24 protein-coding genes and 2 pseudogenes are annotated in these 19,050 nt (G+C 50.4%); 11 read left to right on the top strand and 15 right to left on the bottom strand.

All coding sequences use genetic code 11. The features are described from left to right. Positions 1 to 212, top strand: a pseudogene (locus RTU33_RS21105) (PrkA family serine protein kinase); the annotation flags it as partial. A gap of 132 nt (positions 213 to 344) precedes the next feature. Next, positions 345 to 1,628: a YeaH/YhbH family protein gene (locus tag RTU33_RS21100; protein ID WP_312629990.1), complete on the top strand. Its 1,284-nt coding sequence runs from the start codon at positions 345 to 347 to the stop codon at positions 1,626 to 1,628. A gap of 60 nt (positions 1,629 to 1,688) precedes the next feature. Here RTU33_RS21100 and RTU33_RS21095 read toward each other — a convergent pair whose 3' ends face one another. The 4 genes from RTU33_RS21095 to RTU33_RS21080 are packed head-to-tail and all read right to left on the bottom strand — an operon-like array spanning position 1,689 to position 4,794. Continuing rightward, complete coding sequence (locus RTU33_RS21095) at positions 1,689 to 2,384, bottom strand: ABC transporter permease subunit (RefSeq protein ID WP_312629989.1); 696 nt, start codon at positions 2,382 to 2,384, stop codon at positions 1,689 to 1,691. After that, positions 2,374 to 3,153: an amino acid ABC transporter permease gene (locus RTU33_RS21090; protein WP_312629987.1), complete on the bottom strand. Its 780-nt coding sequence runs from the start codon at positions 3,151 to 3,153 to the stop codon at positions 2,374 to 2,376. The genes RTU33_RS21095 and RTU33_RS21090 overlap by 11 nt, the downstream gene beginning before the upstream one ends. Next, positions 3,150 to 3,974 carry an amino acid ABC transporter ATP-binding protein gene (locus RTU33_RS21085; protein ID WP_312629985.1) on the bottom strand — a complete coding sequence of 275 codons (825 nt, stop codon included), beginning with the start codon at positions 3,972 to 3,974 and terminating at the stop codon, positions 3,150 to 3,152. Before RTU33_RS21085 ends, RTU33_RS21090 begins: the two co-directional genes overlap by 4 nt. Before the next feature lies 1 nt (position 3,975). Continuing rightward, a complete protein-coding gene (locus RTU33_RS21080; protein ID WP_312629991.1) occupies positions 3,976 to 4,794 on the bottom strand; it encodes an ABC transporter substrate-binding protein in 819 nt (272 codons plus the stop codon). A gap of 240 nt (positions 4,795 to 5,034) precedes the next feature. On the opposite strand from RTU33_RS21080, the gene RTU33_RS21075 reads away from it, so the two are divergent. Both RTU33_RS21075 and RTU33_RS21070 read left to right on the top strand, forming a co-directional pair. Next, the gene (locus RTU33_RS21075) at positions 5,035 to 5,538 is read left to right on the top strand and encodes a YbaK/prolyl-tRNA synthetase associated domain-containing protein (protein ID WP_312629984.1); all 504 of its coding nucleotides are present in this window, start codon (positions 5,035 to 5,037) and stop codon (positions 5,536 to 5,538) included. Positions 5,539 to 5,818: 280 nt separating this feature from the next. Beyond that, positions 5,819 to 6,265, top strand: a complete 447-nt coding sequence (locus RTU33_RS21070; protein WP_312629983.1) for a DUF441 domain-containing protein — start codon at positions 5,819 to 5,821, stop codon at positions 6,263 to 6,265. Here RTU33_RS21070 and RTU33_RS21065 read toward each other — a convergent pair. Further along, entirely contained in the window at positions 6,249 to 7,043 is a 795-nt protein-coding gene (locus RTU33_RS21065) for a helix-turn-helix transcriptional regulator (protein WP_312629982.1), read from the bottom strand. The two genes, RTU33_RS21070 and RTU33_RS21065, sit on opposite strands and share 17 nt — an antisense overlap. 100 nt (positions 7,044 to 7,143) lie before the next feature. Between RTU33_RS21065 and RTU33_RS21060 the strand changes: the two genes are divergently transcribed. Continuing rightward, positions 7,144 to 8,328, top strand: coding sequence for a CynX/NimT family MFS transporter (locus tag RTU33_RS21060; protein ID WP_312629980.1), 1,185 nt, complete (start codon positions 7,144 to 7,146; stop codon positions 8,326 to 8,328). An 81-nt stretch (positions 8,329 to 8,409) separates the two neighbouring features. On the opposite strand, the gene RTU33_RS21055 is transcribed toward RTU33_RS21060, so the two are convergent. After that, positions 8,410 to 9,117 (bottom strand): CTP synthase, encoded by a 708-nt coding sequence (locus RTU33_RS21055; RefSeq protein ID WP_312629978.1) that lies wholly within the window; start codon positions 9,115 to 9,117, stop codon positions 8,410 to 8,412. 163 nt (positions 9,118 to 9,280) lie between these two features. Between RTU33_RS21055 and RTU33_RS21050 the strand changes: the two genes are divergently transcribed. Then, the gene (locus tag RTU33_RS21050) at positions 9,281 to 9,631 is read left to right on the top strand and encodes a DUF488 domain-containing protein (protein ID WP_312629976.1); all 351 of its coding nucleotides are present in this window, start codon (positions 9,281 to 9,283) and stop codon (positions 9,629 to 9,631) included. Here the strand turns inward: RTU33_RS21050 and RTU33_RS21045 are convergent. The 3 genes from RTU33_RS21045 to RTU33_RS21035 form a co-directional block, all read right to left on the bottom strand. Continuing rightward, complete coding sequence (locus RTU33_RS21045) at positions 9,621 to 9,926, bottom strand: hypothetical protein (protein WP_312629974.1); 306 nt, start codon at positions 9,924 to 9,926, stop codon at positions 9,621 to 9,623. The two genes, RTU33_RS21050 and RTU33_RS21045, sit on opposite strands and share 11 nt — an antisense overlap. 69 nt (positions 9,927 to 9,995) lie before the next feature. Then, positions 9,996 to 10,238, bottom strand: a complete 243-nt coding sequence (locus RTU33_RS21040; RefSeq protein ID WP_312629973.1) for a DUF333 domain-containing protein — start codon at positions 10,236 to 10,238, stop codon at positions 9,996 to 9,998. Positions 10,239 to 10,506: 268 nt separating this feature from the next. Beyond that, entirely contained in the window at positions 10,507 to 11,994 is a 1,488-nt protein-coding gene (locus RTU33_RS21035; RefSeq protein ID WP_312629972.1) for a GGDEF domain-containing protein, read from the bottom strand. Between the two features lie 252 nt (positions 11,995 to 12,246). Here RTU33_RS21035 and lysM point away from each other — a divergent pair, with 252 nt between their 5' ends. The 3 genes from lysM (at position 12,247) to RTU33_RS21020 (ending at position 13,799) form a co-directional block, all read left to right on the top strand. Further along, a complete protein-coding gene (lysM, locus tag RTU33_RS21030) occupies positions 12,247 to 12,699 on the top strand; it encodes a peptidoglycan-binding protein LysM (protein WP_312629971.1) in 453 nt (150 codons plus the stop codon). A gap of 10 nt (positions 12,700 to 12,709) precedes the next feature. Continuing rightward, a complete protein-coding gene (locus tag RTU33_RS21025; RefSeq protein ID WP_312629970.1) occupies positions 12,710 to 13,105 on the top strand; it encodes a YidB family protein in 396 nt (131 codons plus the stop codon). A gap of 235 nt (positions 13,106 to 13,340) precedes the next feature. Further along, entirely contained in the window at positions 13,341 to 13,799 is a 459-nt protein-coding gene (locus RTU33_RS21020; RefSeq protein ID WP_312629969.1) for a hypothetical protein, read from the top strand. A 178-nt stretch (positions 13,800 to 13,977) separates the two neighbouring features. Here RTU33_RS21020 and RTU33_RS21015 read toward each other — a convergent pair whose 3' ends face one another. Beyond that, a complete protein-coding gene (locus RTU33_RS21015) occupies positions 13,978 to 14,286 on the bottom strand; it encodes a hypothetical protein (RefSeq protein WP_312629968.1) in 309 nt (102 codons plus the stop codon). A 443-nt stretch (positions 14,287 to 14,729) separates the two neighbouring features. Here RTU33_RS21015 and RTU33_RS21010 point away from each other — a divergent pair, with 443 nt between their 5' ends. Further along, positions 14,730 to 15,179, top strand: a complete 450-nt coding sequence (locus RTU33_RS21010; protein WP_312629967.1) for an SgcJ/EcaC family oxidoreductase — start codon at positions 14,730 to 14,732, stop codon at positions 15,177 to 15,179. 213 nt (positions 15,180 to 15,392) lie between these two features. Here RTU33_RS21010 and RTU33_RS21005 read toward each other — a convergent pair whose 3' ends face one another. Both RTU33_RS21005 and RTU33_RS21000 read right to left on the bottom strand, forming a co-directional pair. Then, positions 15,393 to 16,328, bottom strand: a complete 936-nt coding sequence (locus RTU33_RS21005) for a hypothetical protein (RefSeq protein WP_312629966.1) — start codon at positions 16,326 to 16,328, stop codon at positions 15,393 to 15,395. Positions 16,329 to 16,347: 19 nt separating this feature from the next. Then, on the bottom strand, positions 16,348 to 17,013 hold the full coding sequence (locus RTU33_RS21000; RefSeq protein WP_312629964.1) for a hypothetical protein: 666 nt from the start codon (positions 17,011 to 17,013) through the stop codon (positions 16,348 to 16,350). Between the two features lie 386 nt (positions 17,014 to 17,399). Between RTU33_RS21000 and RTU33_RS20995 the strand changes: the two genes are divergently transcribed. Next, a complete protein-coding gene (locus RTU33_RS20995) occupies positions 17,400 to 17,642 on the top strand; it encodes a hypothetical protein (RefSeq protein ID WP_409438267.1) in 243 nt (80 codons plus the stop codon). 163 nt (positions 17,643 to 17,805) lie between these two features. Here RTU33_RS20995 and RTU33_RS20990 read toward each other — a convergent pair whose 3' ends face one another. The 3 genes and pseudogenes from RTU33_RS20990 to RTU33_RS20980 all read right to left on the bottom strand — a co-directional run. Continuing rightward, the gene (locus RTU33_RS20990) at positions 17,806 to 18,126 is read right to left on the bottom strand and encodes a hypothetical protein (RefSeq protein ID WP_312629962.1); all 321 of its coding nucleotides are present in this window, start codon (positions 18,124 to 18,126) and stop codon (positions 17,806 to 17,808) included. 227 nt (positions 18,127 to 18,353) lie between these two features. Then, positions 18,354 to 18,803 (bottom strand): hypothetical protein, encoded by a 450-nt coding sequence (locus RTU33_RS20985; protein WP_312629960.1) that lies wholly within the window; start codon positions 18,801 to 18,803, stop codon positions 18,354 to 18,356. A gap of 170 nt (positions 18,804 to 18,973) precedes the next feature. Continuing rightward, a pseudogene (locus tag RTU33_RS20980) lies at positions 18,974 to 19,050 on the bottom strand (isocitrate dehydrogenase); the annotation flags it as partial.

Genomic DNA, 19,050 nt, shown 5'->3' with positions numbered 1-19,050 from the left:
CCAGCTACGAAAAACTGCGCACCGTTATTGAGAAGAAAATGTTCTCCAATACCGAAGAGCTGCTACCGGTGATTTCGTTCAACGCCAAAACCTCAACCGATGAGCAGAAAAAACACGACGATTTCGTCGACCGCATGATGGAGAAAGGCTATACCCGCAAACAGGTGCGCCTGCTGTGCGAATGGTATCTGCGCGTGCGTAAGTCGTCCTGATGACAAAAATTGCCCGGCAGCGTATCGCTTGCCGGGCCTACAATAAAGAGCGACCTGTAGGCCGGATAAGCACACCGTCATCCGGCATTTCTGTCGCAGCGTAAGGTTGGCAATGCAGTACGGGAGGGGAATATGACCTGGTTCATAGACCGGCGCCTGAACGGTAAAAACAAAAGCGCGGTAAACCGCCAGCGCTTTTTGCGCCGCTATAAGGCGCAGATAAAACAGTCGATCTCCGAGGCCATCAACAAACGCTCGGTGACCGACATCGACAGCGGCGAGTCGGTATCCATTCCGACGGACGATATCAGCGAACCGATGTTCCATCAGGGACGCGGCGGCCTGCGCCATCGCGTTCACCCCGGCAACGACCACTTTGTGCAGAACGATCGTATTGAGCGCCCTCAGGGCGGCGGTGCCGGCGGTGGAAGCGGTCAGGGTCAGGCGAGCCCGGACGGCGAAGGCCAGGATGAGTTCGTGTTCCAGATTTCGAAAGATGAGTATCTGGATCTGCTGTTTGAAGATCTGGCCCTGCCGAATCTGAGGAAAAATCAGCACCGCCAGCTGACGGAGTACAAAACCCATCGTGCCGGGTACACCGCTAACGGCGTTCCGGCCAACATCAGCGTCGTGCGTTCTTTGCAAAACTCGCTGGCGCGCCGCACGGCGATGACAGCGGGTAAACGTCGCGAGCTGCGCGAGCTGGAGGCGAGCCTGGATACCGTCGCCAAAAGCGAACCTGCACAGCTGCTTGAAGAAGAGCGGCTGCGTCGGGAAATTGCCGAGCTGCGGGCAAAAATCGAAAAAGTGCCGTTTATCGACACCTTCGACCTGCGATACAAGAACTATGAGAAGCGCCCTGAGCCTTCCAGCCAGGCGGTGATGTTCTGCCTGATGGACGTATCCGGCTCGATGGATCAGGCCACTAAGGACATGGCAAAGCGCTTTTATATCCTGCTGTATCTGTTCCTCAGCCGGACCTATAAAAACGTTGAGGTGGTCTATATCCGCCACCACACTCAGGCGAAAGAGGTGGATGAGCATGAGTTCTTCTATTCGCAGGAAACCGGCGGCACGATTGTCTCCAGCGCCCTGAAGCTGATGGATGAGGTGGTGAAGGAGCGCTATGACCCCGCGCAGTGGAATATCTACGCGGCGCAGGCGTCGGACGGTGATAACTGGGCGGATGACTCTCCGCTGTGTCATGAGATCCTGGCGAAGAAAATTCTGCCGGTGGTGCGGTATTACAGCTACATCGAAATCACCCGCCGCGCGCATCAAACCCTGTGGCGTGAATATGAACATCTGCAGTCAACGTTTGAAAACTTTGCCATGCAGCATATTCGCGACCAGGAGGATATTTACCCGGTATTCAGAGAGCTTTTTCACAAGCAGAGCGCCACTAGCGGTAATTAATCATAAAAAACGGCCAGGTTATCTGGCCGTTTTTTCTTCTGATGCTATTTAAACAGCACGTTATTTTGCAGCCTGATATAAAGGCGCTGAACGCCAGCGGGATATCAGCCAGCCCAGGCCGCTGCACAACAGGTAATAAACCAGCCCCGTAAAGATAAAGATGGCCGCCGGATAAACCTGCACCCGGCTGTTCACCTGCCCGGCGACGGTGGTTAATTCCGGCACGTTAACGATAAACGCCAGCGAGGTGTCTTTCAGCAAAGCGATAAACAGGCCGATAAAAGAAGGTAGCACGTTACGCATCGCCTGCGGGAGCAACACCAGACGCAGCGTTTGCCACGGGCTAAAGCCTCCGGCAACAGCAGCCTCGCGCTGCCCTCCCGGCAACGCCTGCAAACCCGCATAAGCCGTATGCATGACCGCCGCCGAGGTAAACCATGCCAGGGCAAGCGTCACGGTCAGGGCGCCGGGTAAATCGCGTCCGGTTATCAGCGGCAGCAGGAAATAGAGCCAGAAGATGACAAATATCAGCGGAATACCGCGAATAAATTCCGCCCAGATAAAGAGCACTCGTCGCATCCCGCCCCCGTACCGCCAGGCCAGGCCCGCCAGCAGCACGCCCCCGGGCAAAGCAAGCGCCGCTGCGCCCGCCGCCATCAGCAGCGTAAGCAGTACGCCACCCGGCTCGCCCTGCGCCATGCGACCCCAGAGCAGATAATCGAGATTATCGGTAATCACCGCGATGTTAGCTATCATGTTGCGCCTCCACGGCGGGAGGGGCGGCTGCCGCTCTCGGGCGCTTTGCATTACGCGGACCAAACCAGGTAAACAGCGCCCCCATGATGATTCCCAACAGCAGATAAAGCGCTGTCCCCACGGCGAAGGCCTCCAGAGCATGGGCATTGTAACTTTCGATTTGCCTGACCTGATAGGTCAGCTCCGCGAACCCGATACCGGTAGCAAGGGAGGAGAGCTTCATCAGGTTCAGATACTGCCCCACCATCGGTTGCCAGGCGTTCACCAGCCCCTGCGGCAGTAAGATCCAGCGGAATAGCCTCCACGCCGAAAAGCCCTGCGCGAGCGCCGCCTCAGTCTGCCCTTTGGGCACCGCCTGCAGGCCGCTGCGAATTTCTTCGAGTAAAAACGCCGAGGTAAACAGCCCCAGTCCCCACGCCGCCGACAGAAACTCCGGCGTCAGCCACCACACGTTGCCCGGCAGAATGGACCAGGTATGGTCATCGTTGATAAAGTCCCGCAGCGCCTGCGGGAGAAAGCTCCAGGCGGCGAAATACCAGAACAGCAGCTGTACCAGCAGCGGCGTATTGCGCAAAAGGGACACCCACACCGCGACCACTCCGCGCCCTGCTCTTCCTCCGGCGAGCCTTAAGCCCGTCAGCAAAAGCGTCAGCACCGTCGCAAGCATCATTCCGGCAAGCGTCACCCAGACGGTGGTCAGAAAGCCGGAGATAATCCACCGTAAGGGTTGGCCGCTCAGCACCCCGGCCCAGTCGATATGCCAGTTCATTGCCCGTCCTTCAGTTCCGTATGCAGCGGGTCGAGCACCTTTTGCAGAAAGCGTCGGGCACGGGGGTGCTGCGGGGCGCTGAAGAACTGCGCGGGCGGTGCCTGCTCAAGAATTTCTCCCCCATCAATAAACACCACCCGATCGGCGATCTCGCGGGCAAACTGCATCTCGTGGGTCACCACAATCATGGTAATACCGCTGTGTGCCAGAGATTTCATCACCGCCAAAACTTCGCCGATCGTTTCAGGATCGAGGGCGGAGGTTGGCTCATCGAACAGGATTATCTGCGGCGATGAGGCCAGCGCTCTGGCAATCGCCACCCTCTGCTGCTGCCCACCGGAAAGCTGAGAGGGAAAATGGTGTGCTTTTTCGGCAAGCCCCACGCGCAGGAGCAATGCGGTTGCCTGTTGCTTCGCCTCCTCCACCTTCCAGCCATGAACATGCGTCAGCGCCAGCGTGATATTCTGCACGGCGGTGAGATGCGCGTAGAGGTTGAACTGCTGGAAGACAAAGCCGATACGGCTGCGCAACGCTCGCAGCGCCTGTCCGCGTAGATTCCGCGTCGGTTTGCCGTCGATAAGTATATCGCCCGCGCTTAACGGTTCGAGCTGGTTGATCAGGCGAATGAGCGTCGATTTTCCCGAGCCTGACGGCCCACAGATTGCCACCACTTCGCCGGCGTTAATCTTCAGATCGATGGATTTTAAAACCTGATGATCGCCGTAGAATTTGCCCGCCCGGCGAAACTCCACGCTGGCATCGCGTAAATGTGCAAAATCCGCAGCCTGAGCTGCGGATCGTTTTAACAGGCCACTCAGCATACTACTTAGCTTCTATCTTAAAGCCGCGTGGCTGAGGCGTCTTGCTGCCCGGACCAAACCAGCCGTCGTATATTTTTGCCGCCTCGCCGCTTTGCTCAAGCTTCACCAGCTCGTCGTTGACCGCGTTTAATAACGTCGTTTCGCCTTTCTTCACGCCAACGCCAATCTCTTCTTTGCTCAGTAAATCCGGCAGAATTTTGAATTTCGCTTTGTCCGGCGCTTCCGCCAGCAAACCGGCCAGAATGGTGCTGTCCTGGGTAATGGCCTGCACGTTGCCGTTACGCAGCGCGGTTAACGCCAGCGGAATATCGTCATAGGAGAGCACGCGGGCTGACGGGAAGCGCTGATGCAAGGCCTGCTCGCCCGTGGTGCCTTTTACCGCCCCGATGCGGCTGTGACCATAATCATCGAGCTTATCCGGCGAGGCGGCTGGTACGAGGAACTGTTGGCCAGTCACAAAATAAGGGGTAGAGAAGTCCACGACCTGAGCACGCTCTGGCGTGATAGTGATATCCGCCACGATCAAATCGACCTTCCCTGACTGTAAAAGAGGAATACGGTTCGCCGGGTTGGTCGCGACCAGCTGAAGCTTAACCCCAAGCGATTTGGCCAGCGCTTTAGCAAAATCGACGTCATAGCCAACGATATCGTGAGTTTTAGCGTCCACTGAGCCAAAAGGCGGATTGGAATCAAACGTTGCGACTTTTATAACGCCCGCTTTCTGGATATCCGCAAGCTGATCGGCCTGCGCCATCGCGGAAGCGGCGCCGAGAAGCGCCAGAAGGACAAACGAAGCGATCTTATTTTTATGGGATTTCATTGCCTGTGCCATAGATTTTCCTTGTTATCTCCGCCTGTTAGCGGGCTATGCCACTACGCTCCCATAACCCCGGAGCGTCTGCCAATGCTAAAAAATCATTTCTATATGCGGAAAAATAGTAATGGATATCATTATGAAATAAGCGGCTGCGCAAAATTGATTTCTGGTACAGTGCATCCTGCTTGCCGGGTTTTCCTCTTAGGACTATGCTGACCGCCTGATTTTTTTACCGGAGCCATCATGTCTGACATCTCCTCCCGCAATATCCATCAGCATTTACTGGACGTTCTCACCGCTGAGCAAGCCCGCTTTCGCGTGATGGAGCACGAAGCCATTGGCAAATGTGAAGCCGTCTCAGAAATTCGCGGCACAGCGCTAGGACAAGGCGCGAAGGCGCTGGTATGCAAAGTGAAGGGCAACGGCGTGAAGCAGCACGTGCTGGCAATTCTGGCGGCAGATCAGCAGGCGGATTTATCACGCCTCGCATCACATCTGGGCGGTCTGAAGGCTTCGCTCGCGAGCCCGGCGGAAGTGGACTCTCTCACCGCCTGCGTGTTTGGGGCTATTCCTCCGTTCAGCTTCCATCCGTCACTGAAGCTGGTGGCCGACCCGCTGTTGTTCGAGCGTTTCGACGAAATCGCGTTCAACGCCGGGCTGCTGGAAAAATCGATCGTGATGGACACCCAGGACTATCTGCGCATCGCGCAGCCAGAGCTGGTCACGTTCCGTCGCGAGAACGATTAACCCGCTCTCTCCAGCCATAACACGGAAGCCACCAGCGTCAGGGCAATAGCGATAAACGCGGTGGCAATCATCAGCGCTTCACTCATCGGGTTTACCTCCAGGGCGACCTCTCTTCACCTGCACATTCCCCCTTTTTCATGACAGCACAATGACAGCGCAAACGCCTGCTTTGGGCATCTGCCAAAAAGTGTTGCCGGAATGAAAAATAGCGCTTTCTGCTCATGGCGTTGCGCGTAAAGTAGACCGGTTGATTTATTTTACTTCTGGCAAGGACACCTTCATGTTTGATACCACCCTTCTCATTCTGCTGGGGCTGGCGGCGCTTGGTTTTATCAGCCATAGCACCACCGTTGCCGTGTCGATCCTGGTGCTGATCATTGTGCGCATGACGCCGCTGAACACCTTCTTCCCATGGATCGAGAAACAGGGTCTCAGCATCGGGATTATCGTGCTCACCATCGGCGTGATGGCCCCGATCGCCAGCGGCTCTTTGCCGCCGTCGACGCTTATCCATTCGTTCGTGAACTGGAAATCGCTGGTGGCGATTGCGGTGGGCGTGTTTGTCTCCTGGCTTGGCGGCAGAGGCGTACAGCTGATGGGCACGCAGCCGCATCTGGTTGCCGGGCTGTTGGTCGGGACTGTACTCGGCGTGGCGCTGTTTCGCGGCGTACCGGTGGGGCCGCTGATTGCCGCCGGGCTGGTGTCGCTGCTTATTGGGAAGGGGTAATCAGGCCGCTGAGGTAGCGCCCCGGCGTCTGACCAAGCCCTTTGCGGAACATGGTGATAAATGCCGTGGTTGAGTCGTAGCCCAGCGCGTGAGCGGTTTGCTGCACGGTTTGCCCACGGATCAACAGCTGGAGCGCCAGAATAAGCTGCAGCTGATGCCGCCAACGGCGAAAGCTGAGGCCCGTCTCCTTCACCACCAGCCGGGCCAGATTGCGTTCACTCATCGCAAAATGTCCCGCCCACTGCCCCAGGGTTTGCCAGACGGCGGGCTCTGCGGCCATGGTATCGACCATCTGACGAATTTTTGGATGAGCAGATACCGGCAACTGCAGCTGCTGCTGTGGCTGCTGCGGGAGTTCATCGAACAGCACCTGAATTAATCGCTGCATTGCCTCGTTATTTTTCTGCCCCTTATTTCGCCCGGCAAGCGTGAGGATAAGCTCACGCACGAGCGGCGAAATCTTCAGCGTACAGCAATGGTCTGGCATCGCCGCCGCGCCGGGTTCAATAAATAAAAAGCACAGGCGGGCGCCGGGCGTTGCCCGATTGCTGTGAGGCACTAATCCCGGGATCCACACCGCATACTGCGGCGGCACCATCCACATGGCGTTTTCCACTTCACAGGTGATGGCGCCGTGCAGGGCCAAAATCAACTGCCCCTTTCGGTGCTTGTGCTGGGGAATAAACTGCTCATCCTCCACCACCTGGATGCGGAAAGCCACCGCGTTTTCCGGCTGGCTATCAGGCTCATAGCCCGCAAGGCCCAATCCTGTTGTCATCTTATTTGTCCGGTATCAGCGATTATTTGTCATTTTAGCTTGATTCAATCACAACGAAAACCGCGTATTGTAGCGGCTCCTGAGAATGACAGAGAACCCCATGAGTAAAGTTATCCAGCCCTCCCGTCGTCAGACGCTGTTGTTGATTGTCGGGATTTTGCTTATCGCCACCACGCTGCGCGTGACCTTCACCGGTGCCGCACCGCTGCTCGACAGTATCCGCGCCGATTACGGTCTGAGCACTGCCTGGACAGGCATGCTGACCACTCTGCCCCTGCTGGCGTTTGGCCTGTTTTCCCCACTTGCGGCGGGTGTTGCTCGCCGCTTCGGGGTGGAACGCAGCCTGTTTGCAGCCCTTGTGCTGATTTGTGCCGGCATTGCCGTCCGCTCTCTGCCTTCTGCCACCTTTTTGTACGTCGGCACCGCCATAATTGGCTGCGGTATCGCCATGGGGAACGTCCTGCTGCCGGGGTTAATCAAAAGAGATTTCGCGGGCCACGTCGCACGAATGATTGGCGCCTATTCATTGACGATGGGCGCCGCCGCCGCGATCGGCTCAGTGCTGGTTGTACCCATTGCGATGAGCGGCGCAGGCTGGCACGGTGCGCTGTTGGCGTTAATGGCCTTCCCGCTGGTAGCCCTGCTGTTCTGGCTGCCGCAGCTGCGTCAGCACGCGCCAGGCACCGTTACCACATCGCGCAGCCTGCATAACAAAGGGATCTGGCGCTCGGCGCTGGCCTGGCAGGTGACGCTGTTCCTCGGCATTAACTCGCTGGTCTATTACGTGGTGATCGGCTGGCTCCCGGCGATCCTTATCAGCCAGGGCTACAGCGAAGCACAGGCCGGATCGTTGCACGGGTTATTGCAGCTGGCTACTGCCGTGCCAGGACTGCTGATCCCGATTATCTTGCATAAGCTTAAAGATCAACGTGGTATTGCCATTATCGTTGCCATAATGTGCGCCATCAGCGCCATCGGCTATTGGCTGTTTCCGCAGCAGGCGGTGGTATGGACGCTGATTTTCGGCTGCGGCTCTGGCGCAACAATGATCCTCGGCCTGACGTTTATCGGCCTGCGTGCGGGCTCCGCCCACCAGGCCGCAGCGCTGTCCGGCATGGCGCAGTCCGTCGGCTATTTGCTGGCCGCCTGTGGGCCGCCGGTCATGGGGAAAATCCACGACGCCAGCGGCGACTGGCATATCCCGCTTATCGCGGTCGCAGTTATCTCACTGGTTATGGCGGTGTTTGGTGGTCTGGCAGGACGCGCCAGGGAAATCAGCAGCTAATAACAGGCATTGCCGGGCGGCACTTCGTTTGCCCGGCCTGAAGCCCTGGGCCCGGTGAGCGTGAGCGCCACCGGGCGATCGTCAGTTTGCCGCTGCGCGCAGGAAAGCGTGCACCAGCGGAGCCGGACGCCCTGCAAGGGCGTTACGTTCATGCTGGAACAGCGTTCCGACAAAAAACGGATGGGTGACAAGTTCCACCGCGCGGATCTCACCTTCTTCATCCCAGCCCGTCACGCGCAATGCGCCCTCTTCCAGCTCAGACGCAAACTCAGGCGAAATTCCGTAGCTACAGTGATAGCCCTCTTCGATGCTCAGACGGCCGTAGGCTTTGGCAATCAAAGTATTGCTACGCAGCTCAATGGTGTCTGATTTTTCCACCAGCGAACAGCTAAGCGGTGCGATAACCATCCGGCCTTCGGTATCCGTTTCAGCATGCGCAGCATCCTGCCAGCCCAGCACGTTGCGCGCATATTCGATAATGGCATGCTGGAAGCCGCCACAGGTGCCGAGGAAAGGCAGGCTGTTTTCGCGAGCGTAGCGAATGGCAATAAAGGCGCCTTCAGCATTTTTATACGGGCTGGCAGGAACCAGCCAGAGCGCGTCGTATCCAACCAGATCGTCGGCGCTTTTGATGTCGGAGGTGGAGATCCAGTCGTAGTCGGCGGTGATATCCTGAACGGCGGCGGCGTCGTCAATCGCCAGCGGAATCGCCTGATGGGCAATCACCTCTGGATTGAAGTCGCCTACGAGGGCGATACGCACTGTTTTTTGATTCGAAGCGTGTTCCATGAAGGGTTCCTTATGCGGTGCAGTTTACGGGCTACATAAGGAACACCAGCCTACCGGGAATTTGTCGCCGGAACAATCCCCGGTTTTAGCAGGCGCTGGCCTTTTCATCCCGGTGCGGAAAGTATTACCCTTTCAGCAAAACATCGCGGAATAAGGACAAAAGATGATTCAGTGCAAACGCGTGTATGAGACGCCTGCGCCGGAAGATGGCTACCGGGTCCTGGTCGACCGACTCTGGCCGCGCGGGGTGAAGAAAGAAGCGTTAACCTGTGATGAATGGTGCAAAGCGCTTGCCCCTTCGTCAGCGCTGCGAAAAGCCTTTCATGGCGAAGCCATCGACTTCACCACCTTCAGTAAAGAATACCGGGCAGAGCTGCAAAGCCAGGTAGCGGAAGGCCAGCGCCTGGCGCATCTCGCCAAGCAGCAGACGGTGACGCTGATTTATGGGGCGAAGAACACGGAGCAGAACCATGCGCGGGTATTAGCTACATGGCTGGAGAGCCTTACTCGCTGACTTTTTCCAGTTCTTCAGCCGGGAGGGCATCAGGCGTAAGCGGCATCAGGTGCTCCGGACGTACAAACGCAAACCCGGCCTGGCCGTCGACGGACTGAATATCACCGGTGACCAGCCACAGCGCACGCTGTGCTTGATGGGGGAGTTCTGTGACCACGCCGTTAACCGGATTGAGGATGCGCTCGCCTGGCTGGCAGAGCGCAAAAAGCGAAACAGATTTACCGATATTCGCCCGACCGGCGGGCGTGCGGGCAGCGATAATCATCGCCAGGGTGCCCGGTTTAAGCTGAAACATGCGGCTCTCACACGATCTGAAATTAAGATTAATCTTAATGGCAATTCTATCCTGGAGAGCCGTTATCTGTCACGAGCCAGAATGATCCCGGCGGTATAACGTCCATTCGTCAATCACTTCCCCGGACGGTAATTTACAGTCAGAACGCACGCCCTGTGGGGTTTGCACCGGGACTGACGTCCCGCCTTTTTGCTGACAATAGACCGCGGCCGGGTTGGCCATCCCGATATTTGGCGGCTTTGGTGCATCATCCGGTTTTGCAGTCGTGCAGCCCGCAAGTACAAGCGGCAGTAATAATCCAGCGTATTTCATTGTTATGGCTTCCTTTATTGGCGGCTGATTTGCCTTAAACTTCATTATTTCTTCATTTTAACTGCACTTTTGCAACTTAAATTAGGCCTGTTCCCAAACTGACCAGGGAACACATCATTCCATAATCAATGAATTTTTCCCCGCCTCCCCCGGCGGGGCTTTTTTGTGGCACTTCATCGTACTCTCGCTCCTTCGATCCACTTGAGATGGATGCGGAAAGCGCTATTCAGGCAGCAGACGCCGCCATGTATCTCGATAAGAAAACCCGTCAGCGAATCAGCGTCGCCTCCTGACGCGCCAGCTTCATCCTGTACATATCCGCATCGGCCACCTGAATCGTGGTGGCCAGATCGTGCTGATAAGTCGCCACGCCCCACGACACTGACAAGTGAACAGCACTTCCGCTGGCGATAAAATCGTGTGCTGAAATTTCCCGTGCCACACGTTCAGCCACCCGTCGGGCATCGTCCTCACCGGTTTTCTGCAGCAGGATCACAAACTCGTCACCGCCGGTGCGAATCACCAGATCTTTAGCGTCCCGCACGCTGGACATCATCCGCAGGGCAATGACCTGTAGCGCCCTGTCCCCTGCGGAGTGGCCCCAGGTATCATTGATGGCCTTAAACTTGTTGCAGTCCATCAGGATAACTGACGGATAATCGTCCATGCGCTCATGAACAAACTCGAGAATTTTGCGCGTAAAGCAGCCCGTCAGTGGATCGGTGTAAACCTTAATGTCGCTCAGATTGAGCTGGCGACGCAGCACAAAGGCCAGCAGCAGGAAAAGGAATGGCGCAATCAGCACTGCGCTCCAGCCGTGGGTGTCGTTGAGCACGAACAGATAGAGCGGCACCGCGTAACGAAATTCATATTTACTCGAAATGGCACGCACCGAAGCATCATTCAGCCAGAAGCAGTTGCCCGTAAGGCACAAAGAGGTCTTGTCCGGCACGTTCACCAGTTGAACCATCAGCGTCGGCGGTATCTGCCCGTCAAAGACGTCAGTCAGCGTGTCGCGCATTTCGCTCAGCGAATGATCGTACAGCAGATACCCGACAATCCGGTCTGACACTTCGGCTCCGGATAAATCATAGATGTAGCTGATCACGCTGAAGGCCATTTCCCCGGTGATGCGATCCCTGTAAAAATTCGTCGAGCTGCCTTCCCGCTTAGTGACGTCTTTTTGCAGCAGGCGGTCGTAGAAGGACTGCGGCGGCTTGAAAAAGTAGCCAGGCTGGTTCGCCATTTTTGAATCGCTAAAATGAAAAGGCACGGAATCCTGAGGATCGAACCAGTAAAACCAGCTGGTATCGTGCGCAATAATGTAGCGATGTGAGTCGTAGCGGCCAGGATTGATGCTATTAATTTTATGGCGAATGAATTCAGCCGCTACGTACATGCAGCTGGCATCAAGACTTTGCGTACGGGAAATCAGCGTACCTGAATCACCATTCAGATGGTTGGGATCACCATTGATCGCCCACTCATCACCATCCCGGAGTGAAAAGGCCGTTAACCCACCGCATTCGCGCGTTCCGCGTATTTGCTGGAATCGTACCCCAGTCGCATCGGCGAGCAGTTCATTGTCGTTAAAAACCATATTGACCTGATTCACCAGTGCATTGATACGCTCGTTGATCTCAGCCATTCGCTGTTGATAGGCAAACATCACATAAAGGGTGACGCAAAAAAGCGTCACTGCTGCGGAAATCAGCAGCGCCTGGCGTTTTCTGAGCGCATCCTGGACATTCTTCACTAAGGCACCACTGACAAAATAAGAGAGCGTGACGATACGGATGTAATTTAACGGAGTTATACACGCTACGCCATGATGCAAGGGAGATAAACAATCTGGCGGCGTCCTGTGCCACAAGGCAGGCAAAAGCCCTACTCAACGCTTTGCTTATCGTAACGACCATTCCGGTTCGGGCATAAAAAAATAGCCACCCTGAGGACGTGATTTATACTTGATCTCTGAAGCCTCTTTTCCTCTAAACAGGAGTCAAATATGGGATTGTTCAGTTTCGTGAAAGAAGCCGGCGAAAAACTCTGGGATGCGGTAACAAACCAGAACAGCGACGAACAGAGCAAAAAGCTGGAGACGCACATTAACGACCTGGGCCTGCCCGGGGCAGATAAAGTCAAAGTGGATGTGGCAAGCGATGGCACGGCCACCGTGACCGGAGACGGCCTGAGCCAGGAAGCGAAGGAGAAAATTCTGGTCGCCATTGGTAACGTGGCGGGCATTTCGCAGGTAAACGACAGCCTGTCCACCGCGCAGCCAGGCACAGAAAGTCGCTATTACACCGTGAAGTCAGGCGACACGCTGAGCGCCATTTCAAAAGCAGAATACGGTACGGCCAACGAGTATCAGCGCATCTTTGAGGCCAATAAACCCATGCTCAAACATCCGGACAAAATCTATCCGGGTCAGGTGTTAATCATTCCTAACAAACCTTGAGGTATTCACTATGAGCCTATTCGATCAAGTGGCTGGCATGTTTGGCGGTCAGGATGGCAAAGCCGGAGCTTATCAGGCCATTCTCAGCTGGATTGAAGAACAGGGCGGCATTCAGGCTTTGTTGGAAAGATTTCAGCAGGGCGGACTGGGCGCGATTGTCGAATCCTGGATAAGCACCGGCGGGAATCAGCCCGTTTCGGCGGATCAGATAACCCAGGCGCTGGGCTCTCCTGCCGTAGCCGATCTGGCAGCAAAACTCGGTATCGAACCACAGGCCGCGTCGAATTTGATTGCCGAACACCTGCCAAAAATGGTCGATACGCTTTCGCCAAACGGTGCGGTTGATGGTCAACAGGATTTGATGACGGAAGGGCTGAATCTGCTGAAGGGGAAATTCTTTAGCTGACAGTATCAGGGTGGGGAGCATGCGCCCCACCCTGTTTTAATTACCCGACTTTCTGATACAGCTCCCAGCGGCGTTTTCCCGACTGCGGAATCTATTCCACCAGCGTAAAGCCAGGGCACCGTAACCGTGGCTAAGCGCTCATGAAATTTTCTAAAAAAATCACTCTCCGCTCGTTAAGAAGCCAGACTTTTAGCCGCTTATAAAAAAAGCAGGTTTTATAGCGAGCTAAGGAGACATGATGTCCATTCGATTTCTGGGTAACAGTGGCAAGGTATTTCCGAAAAGTATTTTTCCTGAAACCAAAAATTCAGATCCGGTAAAGGATCTCCATGAGAAGAAAAAACGGCTTCAGGCGTTAAGAAGTAAAGCAGCGGCTAAGTTTAAGCCAATACCACCTAAGATACTTAGCCTTATCAATAAACTGGACAGCATGCTACAAAGTGCGGAATTCTCTTCCTCTGTCACAGAATCAAAAGTCATGCAGCTTTTAAGCCAAATTTCATCAATGATTGAAAACACAAAGGGCTCAAAAAACAATAACAAAAATGATGATTTATTTACTTCCCAGGGATCTTCACCGGATGAAGTTTTATCAAAAAGTGAAAGTGTCTTTGTTGAGCTGAAAAAAAGAAAGCCCAATTCCCTCTTACACGACCAGACTGCACTGGAGTCGCGAATAGTAGACCAGGTCTGAATTAAACAGCGCGAAAGAGGATAATATGAAAGCCATACGCAAGGGCAAGTGTTATTGATTTATAAAATAAAGCAAAGGCTCTGCGGTTAAACTAACTGATGCTGATTACCCGCTAATCCATTGAGGTTGTCAAAAAAAGCCCACCAGGGAGTGGGCAAGGAGAGAGATGACTTTTTTATTATTTTAGTTCCTCGCGTACAGATACATTTACTATCATTTCGGTCTGATTTTGATCCTTTCTTTTCTTTTTATGTATCATATCTTTAATCGAAAAGTGTTTTATAAGCCATAACAGGTCAATGGTGTTGCTGTCAGAACGCACTGGACCTTTCGTTATTTTAATCGCTTCATCAGCATCTTTTCTTTGATGGGTAACCTTATCGTTTTCAATATCCTCTACTTTATCATGTTTGCTCACCAGCACAGGCTTTGAGTGATAAGATGAAGCAGAAACAAATGAGCCAGGTCCTTTAACAGAAAATGACATAACACTTCCCAATCTTTCTAATAAAATATAAAAGCACCAATAGATATGGCGATCGCCGTAAACATTTAGCCTAAGCATTGGATTAAAATTAACATGTTTTGTTATTTATGAATTTAAACACTTCATAAACGGATTCGCATCGTTTCACATGGGCTTGACACTTTAATTTCGTTTAACTCAGTTACAAGCGACAAATTGAATTCAGAAGTTAAATTCATAAGCAAAAATAAACATTGATGTGGCATTGTCACGCGCACTTGTCATCTAAAAGGATTTATTGATCTCAATCAATATTAAATTCATTATTAAATCATGAGCGGCTGTTTAGGATTCATTTACTGGCTTGTGATATTTTGGCTCCGGGTTATAAAACCCAATCTGTCAGGATGGTATTTTTATCAATGACACTTTTAAATTGAGTTTATGATAATAGAGGTTTTCACATGAAGAAAATCAGTCTTGCGGTAGCGCTTTCATTATTATCCGTACATGCCTTTGCTCAGGAGACAAATAATTGCGTTCATGTTAATCAATCACAAATTGAAGGATTGTTCGACAGATGGAATGCGTCATTAAAAACGGGCGATGCAAAAACAGTTTCGAATAATTACCTTAGCGATGCTGTGCTATTGCCAACGGTATCAAACCACGTTCGCCTCACTGATGCGGAACGTGTAGATTACTTCGAACATTTCTTGCAAAAAAAACCGACTGGAAAAATTGACAGTCGTACCATCCGCCTGGGTTGTAATAAAGCCATTGATACTGGCGTATATACCTTCACTTTTGACGACAAATCAACCGTTACGGCTCGCTATACCTTCACATACGCCTGGGATGGTAAAGACTGGAAAATTTCCTCCCATCACTCTTCAGCTATGCCTGAGGGTTAATCAGCAGGATAGGATGCCCGCCATATCATAATACAAATACTTCCATAAGAAATATTGAACATGACATGGTAGCAAGACTTAAAGTAAGCGAAGGAAACAAGGAGTCTACTTCTGTTTCCTTTGCATACTAAAACGCTCACGCCAGCTACCTGTTATGTATTAAAGATAAACTCAAAATGTGATTGGACTGACCTCACACAAAGCACAAAGAAATTAAGTAATTGAAAATATTGAAAAAATAACCCTTGGAAGTCCAAAAGAAAAGAAGAACAAGATAACCATAACTAAAGCATGCTTAACAAACACGGAACTAGTAAAAAAACTTCCGCCTTTGCTAATTCCCGCCATGAATACAAATATAAAACTTATCAAGCAAGACCAAATAACGAGCAATACTGAAATTGATGTGCTGAGTGACATATCGCGTGAAAAAACATTTACGGATATAGAAATGAAAGTAAAGAACGATGCAAACAGTGCAATTACGGCAAGTAATGAATTCCTGGCTGTCACTACTTCACTCTCAAATCCTTCAACTTTATTAGCAAGATTTTGTTCTGCATCATTCAAAGACAAATCCATTCCAGCGACTTTATCTATCTGCTGGGAAAGCTGCTCCCTTAATTCGGAAATATTAGACTTGCTTTCTTCAATCATACGCTTACTTTCAGTTAAGTCATTAGAAAAAGAAGTTATAAGCCGGTTTGCTTCTTTCCAATATATACTTGCCGCGTCCCCCCGCTCAAGTTCTTTAACTCCCCTTAGAGAAAACGGGTTACTTCCATCATTTTTTGCAAAGCTGAAGGATGAATTAATGTTATTATCTGCCTTACCAATTTTATTTGTCCAGCCAGTCACACCCGGATCGTTTGTAATATCTTTCGGAGGAATGAAAACGCTAGCCAGATTATGTTCATCCATAAAGCTGGCTCCACCATCCTTATTATCATCTTGAGTGGTAAAATTACGCCCCGATGCCCCACCAATATTTACAGAGCCTATTTGAGCGTTAGAAGAACGTCCTGTAGTCGCTGTTTTTGAACCGGATGAAACAAATGTTGTACTGGTAATGTCGTTATTAAATGAATTACTCGCCCCTTCACCTTGAGAGTTAGTGACAGATGATCCAACTTTCTTTTCAGTACTCATTTTTAACGCCTATGTTCTTTTATTTATATTCATTCATTTTTAACATAAATGCATCTTTAATTTGATTATTACTGTATTCCTTATAAAAAACATTTTCTTGCAAAGTACTTACATCCACTTGCTTCACAAAAATTGATTGTTGTTTAATTGTATCCACCCCAGGCATAATTGTAAGATGACAATTAAAACCTTTACCGTGTAGTTCAAACTGACGATTAACCATGAGAGTTACATCACTCAATTGATCTGAACTCCCTAATTCAGAAGTATTTAAATATTTTTCAGAAATACTTTTACTTGGGTTTTCGTCAGGCTCAGCCAAGAAAGCAACCAAACCAATCCGGGCTATTTTAATGTTCAACATCTCATGTACAAAAGAGATTTTGTCAAATAATTTATCAAAAAACTCAGAATTCACTTCCTGCTCTGTATCAAAACGCTCAATAAACAAGTCAAATCTCTGAAAAGAAGCCTGTGCCCTAATTTTATTGTTAGGAGAGTGAAGTTGCAATCGAGGAATTTCCGCTGGTGCATCTTTAGGTAACATGTTGAACAGTTGAACATTATCTAATTGGATACCTATCGCCGATTTAAATTCGCGTTTTATAAAGTATGCTAGCCCATCAAAATCTACTGATGAACTTACGTCATAAAAGAAACCAATTTGGATTTGTAAAGTTTTCATTTTCTAGCTCAATAATCAATTGAATTTCAGTCTATTTTATATCATTCAATTGCTCTTTTTAAAGTTTTTTGTTGACGTTTGCTCTATAAATGCAGGAGTGGCGTAACTTTGACCTTGTATCGCTCACCCGGAGTTGACTCAGTTTTTCGCGATGTTAGCTTACGGTGTCTGCTTGCCCTGTTGAGCGTTCAACTAAACGATGCTTTCACACCGCTGGCGCCTTCTCCATGCCAGTCAGTAGCATGGGGGCATCTTCACTATCTCTCCAGTAGTGATGCCGTCGAATACCGAAACAAGGAATGAAGTACAGTAAATTACAGAGCGTTGGCTGCAGCTAGCTCTCCCATGAATCCCTGAATAACCTGATGCCGGATGAGTACCGGCTGATGTCTAAAAGCTATAAATTTCAAAAAGTGTGTGAAAGTATAACGGGTATGCTTACAAGCCCCTATATGGTCCACTTCTTCCGGGCAACATCACAGGCAGAACATGGCGCGCAGGTAAAGTCAAATGCTATAACGATGAAATTCAGCAAAGCACGGGATAAAGCCGAGATTGAATGGGGTGGCGGTACGCCGGCAACGTTTCACGAACAGCGGTCACTGACAGAAAGCCTCTATGAAGCCTAGGAAATCGATACGTCGGAACTGCTTGCCCATAAATCACCGAATCAAACAGCACATTATCATAACGACGAGGGAAAGGCTGGGTAAAAGTATCAGGATAATTTGCAGGTATGACATCATGACAATGGCATGTAGTATGCCATTGCCATTTTTATATTGCCTAACTTTAATACTCTTCTAACAACCGCTTAATCTCCTCATTGACAATCTGCGCATTTCTTACCATATGTTGAGATGGGTCAACATCGTTAGTATGTACAAGTGCGTTACGATACTTAATGAGAGTGATTATTTCAGGCCCTAACCCTTCAGGCACAGCCTTGGCATCTATGAGAGTCTTGACTAATCGTGAAATTGATAAATGCCGTTTTGTTGGCGGTATATAGGTAATTGAAAGTGATTGCAGACAACTCAATCCATAAGCTTTCTCAAACACTTTGTCATATAATGCGCCAAGATTTACTTCAATAGTTTTAAATAACTCCATAAAAATGCCATAAAGAATACAACCTTGATTGTTATAGTCATCAATGTCCCTCAACTCTTCATTGAGGTTTTCTTCTGGACTGCTTTTTATGCTTTCAAGCTCAACCCTCCTAATTATCCCCATGCCAATAGAGTTATATTTATCAGCTTTAAGTGCTTTAAGTGCTTTAAGTGCTTTAAGTGCTTTAAGTGCTTTAAGTGCTTTAAGTGCTTTAAGAATAAAATAACTTATAAAAAAAGACTAAAGATAAAAAAAGCAGTCGCTGTATTTTTTGTTGCAATTCTTATCCATCGTGACTCCTCTAAATATACTACCAGTGTCAACAAATCACCTAAAATCGCCAGCATTGATAAAATGGTAATTGCAATTAAAAAGCAATATTCCTTTGTTTGTATTGTCGTGATAATTTCATTTACGCTCTGATCTTTCTCCAACTCTCTTTCTTGATGGTTTCTAAGAAATATGTAAGCGGTCAACGGTAAACCATAAACGCCACCTAAAACTTGAGCTTGAGTTGAGTTGAGTTGAGTTGAGTTGAGTTGAGTTGAGTAAATATAGAGATTTTGATTTTCAGAAAGAGAAACCAATGGGTTATAGTAAGCAATAACCGCCCATACCATGCTAAAAATCAAACAAAATGATGTAATGCACCATGGATAGTTAATTAATTTATCCAACCATGAATAAATCAGTTTTTTTCATCATCGAACCATCGTAGAGTTTCGAACATGGCAAAATACTAACATTTTGATAAATTGTTTTGATAAAATTTTGATAACCGTTAGCGGGCTAACCAAAAACAACGGGAGCGTTAAGCTCCCGTTAATAGATTTAACAATTATCGCAATTACATATTCGCGATAATTGCATCACCAAACTCTGAACATTTCAGCAGCTTAGCGCCTTCCATCAGACGTTCGAAGT

The sequence above is a fragment of the Scandinavium sp. genome (assembly GCF_032012665.1).
GTDB lineage: Bacteria > Pseudomonadota > Gammaproteobacteria > Enterobacterales > Enterobacteriaceae > Scandinavium.
The sequence above is the reverse complement of the archived record's forward strand: the minus strand, read 5'-3'. Positions and strand labels throughout refer to the sequence as shown.